The organism is Psychromonas sp. Urea-02u-13, from assembly GCF_002835995.1.
In the GTDB taxonomy this organism is placed as follows: Bacteria; Pseudomonadota; Gammaproteobacteria; order Enterobacterales; family Psychromonadaceae; genus Psychromonas.
This window is the reverse complement of the sequence record NZ_PJBZ01000152.1, coordinates 1-3,944: the sequence shown is the minus strand read 5'-3', so window position 1 is coordinate 3,944 and position 3,944 is coordinate 1. Positions and strand designations below refer to the sequence as shown.

Sequence of the window (3,944 nt, the reverse complement as noted above, 5' to 3'; positions counted from 1 at the left end):
AGTTTCAGAATATTTATTCGATCCTCGGAGTTATATGATTCAATTTAGACATAGTATTTTACCTTTATTTGCGGTTAACATGAAAAATGGTATTCCAAAGAAGGCACAAGATAACACTAGATATTTAGGTGTCGCATTCCACTTCAATGATATCGGGAACATAGCTACGTGTGCACATGTTGTAAATGCACTACAAGAAGGCGAAACCCTCATGGCGGTTGAAATGCATGGTGAATGTTTAGCCTTTGAAGTGAAAGATGTTAAATGTCATCCAAAATATGATTTTGCAGTAGCTTGGGTTGGAAGAGAAAATTACGAAGCAATAGCTCTACATGGAAAGAAAGATTTATTTATTGGGACAGATGTAATGGCTTATGGTTTTACAAACGGTGGACTGGTTGATGGAAGGTTAGAAACTGTTCCTCGTTTGTTTAAAGGTCATATAGTTAGGACCTACCCTGAATCAATTTTACCCGATGCTAGATCCACTTGCGAGTTGTCATTTCCTGCTTTAAAAGGGTTTAGTGGTACACCTCTTTTATTTTCAGGTCCCGATGTTGCAGTTGCTGGTATGGTTTTTAGCAACTTCGAATCGACTATTGAGCTTTTTCGCTTTACTGAAATCGACGATGCCAATGAAAAGTTCTCTGAGCAAGTTCATAAGGTACTAGAGTTAGGTGTTGCGCATAGTGCATATGATATGAGAGTTTTTCTTAATGATTTAGGCGTAACTAGGATTGCCGTCTCTGATGAATTTCCTGCTCCGCTTGAAACTTAACAAGGCGCTTAAACGGAACTAAAACAGTTGGTTAGGTTCCGCTTCGCTACACATTATAACCAACAATTTTAGTCCGCTTAGCGCGGCGTTAGGCCTCCCTCATGTCGCCATTGATGTCGTAGATTCATTAGTCGTTGATTCGTTTTGTTTTTTCTGGAATTTGAGTAAAGTAATCTTTAGAAACGCCGATTCCATCGCTACCCAAAATGAATTGAAAATTTTCAAAAGATAATGGACCAAATTGTTCGGTGTCATAAACTAGGCCAATTGCATTAATTGCATTGGTTGTTAATAATTCAGCTTGCTCTTGTATTTCAGAGTCATCTTCTTTATTTTTTGCCCAGCGTTTAATCCACATATAAAGTGAACTGGTATCATTCATTGGAATAAAAAGGCGATCGCATTTCTTTAAGTCTATTTCTAATCCTTTATTCTCAAGTTCATAGTGAAATATTGAAAGACACCTATTAAATTCAGTTTCATCTAAATTAGCAAATAAGCCCGGCTCTTTACAATCTGAGAATATCTTACTTTCTGGCTCTTTTATCATTAATGTTAAGCGGCCACTCGGGTGCTTATTAACTTTTAACTCTACTCTGGAAGGTAATCCATGTATCGCATCCATATATCTCTTTTCCTTTGTTTCTGTTAGTCTGCTCATTTGTCTTTCGCTAAGGCTCCAGCGAATTCCTAATGATTTAAGTGTCCATCCTTTTTCTTGAATCTGTGGTAAAAAATTCAAATGGTTTTGGTTCATAACTTGGCCTCATATAATATACACTAGACACATTTGACATGTATTCGTTGTCTTTGTCAAGTGCCCATGTCAATTGTGTCAGGTTAAAGTTGAATCTAAGGCCTAACAAGAACTTTAAACGGAACATTAACAGTTGGCTATGTTTCGCTTCGCTACACTATTTTAGCCAACTATTTCTGTCCGCTTAAGTGGGCGTTAGCTATATGAGGCATAGATTCGATGACAATTTCTAATGATGTTGTAGTTATTTTAAATGGGACGTCAAGCTCGGGAAAATCGAGTATTGCAAAGAAAATTCAAGAACAATTAGATCTGCCTATTATGCATGCTAAAGTTGATCATTTTCTTGAACTATTCAACTTTGAGAGTTTTAAAACAGGAGTTGAAAGCTTAGAAGCAGTTAAAACTGGTTTTAGTTTATTCGAAAATTCTATTGAAAATATGTGTAAAACTAAATACCCCATTTTAATAGATACTGTATTTGAAAGAACCGAATATTTCCAAGGTACAATCAATGCTATTCATAATAGAGTTATATATTTAATTGGAATTCATTGTCCTGTCATCGAGTTAAACATAAGAGAAAAAAATAGAGGAGATCGCCGAATCGGGTTAGCGGGTGAACAATTTAGTTTGGTCCATGAAAATATGAGTTATGACTTTGAAGTAGACTCTTCAATTCATTCACCCGACGAGTGTGCTTCTAAAATAATAGAATTCATTAATACTAAAACTGGCGCAAGTTCACATAGCTAACAAGGCACTTAAACGGAACTAAAACAGTGGGTTATGTTTCGCTTCGCTACACATTTTAACCCACTATTTTAGTCCGCTTAGTGCGGCGTTATGTGAATGTCGTACTTGAATTTTTAAAGTGGTATCTCAAATGTATAGCAAAGCATTAAAATCAAATAACTAAGGTGTAAACATGACTGTAATGGTAAAAATTGGCGATAACATTAAGTATGTTTCTAAGCAAAAAGTGCAAGATACAATAAATAGCTTGCAAAAATCTGGTGGTATTAATCGCGATCAGTTTGAAAATTTGCACGATAAAATGATTGCTAATACGCAATTAGGTGAGAACCATTATATTGCCGCCGCCGCTGTATATGCTGTTGTATTTAGTGTAGATGTAATGGATGTTGAAGTTAAGTGGATTATTATTACTACTTGTCAAACTGGACGGGTTGCTATCCATGGCGGTCAGCAGGCTGATATTGATTTTATGCGTTCTGAGTTAGATGCACTTGAATCCGAATTAAATAAAAAGTAATTCACATAACAAGCAGCTGCACTGGACGCTTTGGTCTTGTCACTATTTTTGAAAAAGACGCTCAAAAACAGTGCCAATCCCAAGCGCAAGTGAGCTGGGCGTTAGGCTAACTATTGATAGCCGTCAGTTAATAATAAGAGTTGAAGTATGAAGTTTCCGACAGAATTAAGTGGTCGTGTTTGGCACACTACTAACCTTGAGCGTTATGCAATGATAGTTGCCGATGGGGTAATTAATGCTAATCCAGATATCCCAGACAATGAGCGATGGGGAACGGGTTTAGGTGAGGAGCACTTTCCGTTTGTTCGTTCACTAGGTGGTGTTAGTGTTTTCGACTTCCGAAACTTCGATGTTGATGTGACAGACTGGGGGGCATTTGTTCCGTGTAGAACAGACTGGCAGAGTGCTGTTTGGATTGAAATTGATATTTCAGTGCTCGGTAATAGCTTTATATCAGGTCAATCTATTCGCGAGCTTTGGCACAAAATGGATTCCACGAGGAAGTTTATGACCCAAATTGAGGGGGCGGTTATAGGTTCAATACCAACATCAGCATTCAAAAAAATATTACACTATGAACAACAAAGCTCATCCTTTAATACGTTAGCCTAACAAGGCGCTTAAACGGAAATAAAACAGTGGGTTACGTTTCGCTTCGCTACACATTTTAACCCACAATTTTAGTCCGCTTAGCGCGGCGTTATATTTATCTAGGATAGAGTCATGAAAATCAAGTTGTATATATGTTCATTATTTTTTTGTTCACATCAAGTGCTATCACTTGAGGTGCCTGTTTCAGAAATCACGTATATGGCCCCTTGGAGTACTCACGTAGACGTTAGAATGGATGCTGGAGTAGTTGATGCTGGTTGCGGATTAACTGATTTGTATCGTATTGATTTAAAAAATGATCCTGGAGCAAAAGAAAAGTATTCTATTCTGCTTGCTGCTTTTATGGCCGGTAAAAAAGTAGGTTTAAGTGTAAGTCAATGTGTCGGTGATAGAGGTAAAATTCAGGGTGTTCGACTAAGTAAACAATAAATATAACAAGGGTTTTCAAGTCGGACAAATTACAGTTGGCTTTTTGTTCGTGCCTCACTTATTTTAGCCAACTGCAATTTGCCGCTTAAAAC

The 3,944-nt window shown here is 37.2% G+C and carries 6 protein-coding genes; 5 read left to right on the top strand and 1 reads right to left on the bottom strand.

From position 1 onward, the window contains the following. Window positions 1-778, top strand: a 778-nt coding sequence (locus tag CXF74_RS20775) for a S1 family peptidase (protein ID WP_232772607.1), incomplete at its 5' end; no start/stop codon positions are given. Between the two features lie 127 nt (window positions 779-905). Here the strand turns inward: CXF74_RS20775 and CXF74_RS20770 are convergent. Further along, window positions 906-1,535 (bottom strand): hypothetical protein, encoded by a 630-nt coding sequence (locus CXF74_RS20770; RefSeq protein ID WP_101084470.1) that lies wholly within the window; start codon window positions 1,533-1,535, stop codon window positions 906-908. Between the two features lie 219 nt (window positions 1,536-1,754). On the opposite strand from CXF74_RS20770, the gene CXF74_RS20765 reads away from it, so the two are divergent. The 4 genes from CXF74_RS20765 (at window position 1,755) to CXF74_RS20750 (ending at window position 3,852) form a co-directional block, all read left to right on the top strand. Next, window positions 1,755-2,291: a phosphotransferase-like protein gene (locus CXF74_RS20765; RefSeq protein WP_101084468.1), complete on the top strand. Its 537-nt coding sequence runs from the start codon at window positions 1,755-1,757 to the stop codon at window positions 2,289-2,291. A 172-nt stretch (window positions 2,292-2,463) separates the two neighbouring features. Next, window positions 2,464-2,811, top strand: a complete 348-nt coding sequence (locus tag CXF74_RS20760; protein ID WP_101084466.1) for a hypothetical protein — start codon at window positions 2,464-2,466, stop codon at window positions 2,809-2,811. Window positions 2,812-2,958: 147 nt separating this feature from the next. Next, entirely contained in the window at window positions 2,959-3,423 is a 465-nt protein-coding gene (locus CXF74_RS20755; RefSeq protein ID WP_101084464.1) for a hypothetical protein, read from the top strand. Between the two features lie 111 nt (window positions 3,424-3,534). Then, window positions 3,535-3,852 (top strand): hypothetical protein, encoded by a 318-nt coding sequence (locus CXF74_RS20750; RefSeq protein WP_101084462.1) that lies wholly within the window; start codon window positions 3,535-3,537, stop codon window positions 3,850-3,852. Window positions 3,853-3,944: the final 92 nt, after the last annotated feature.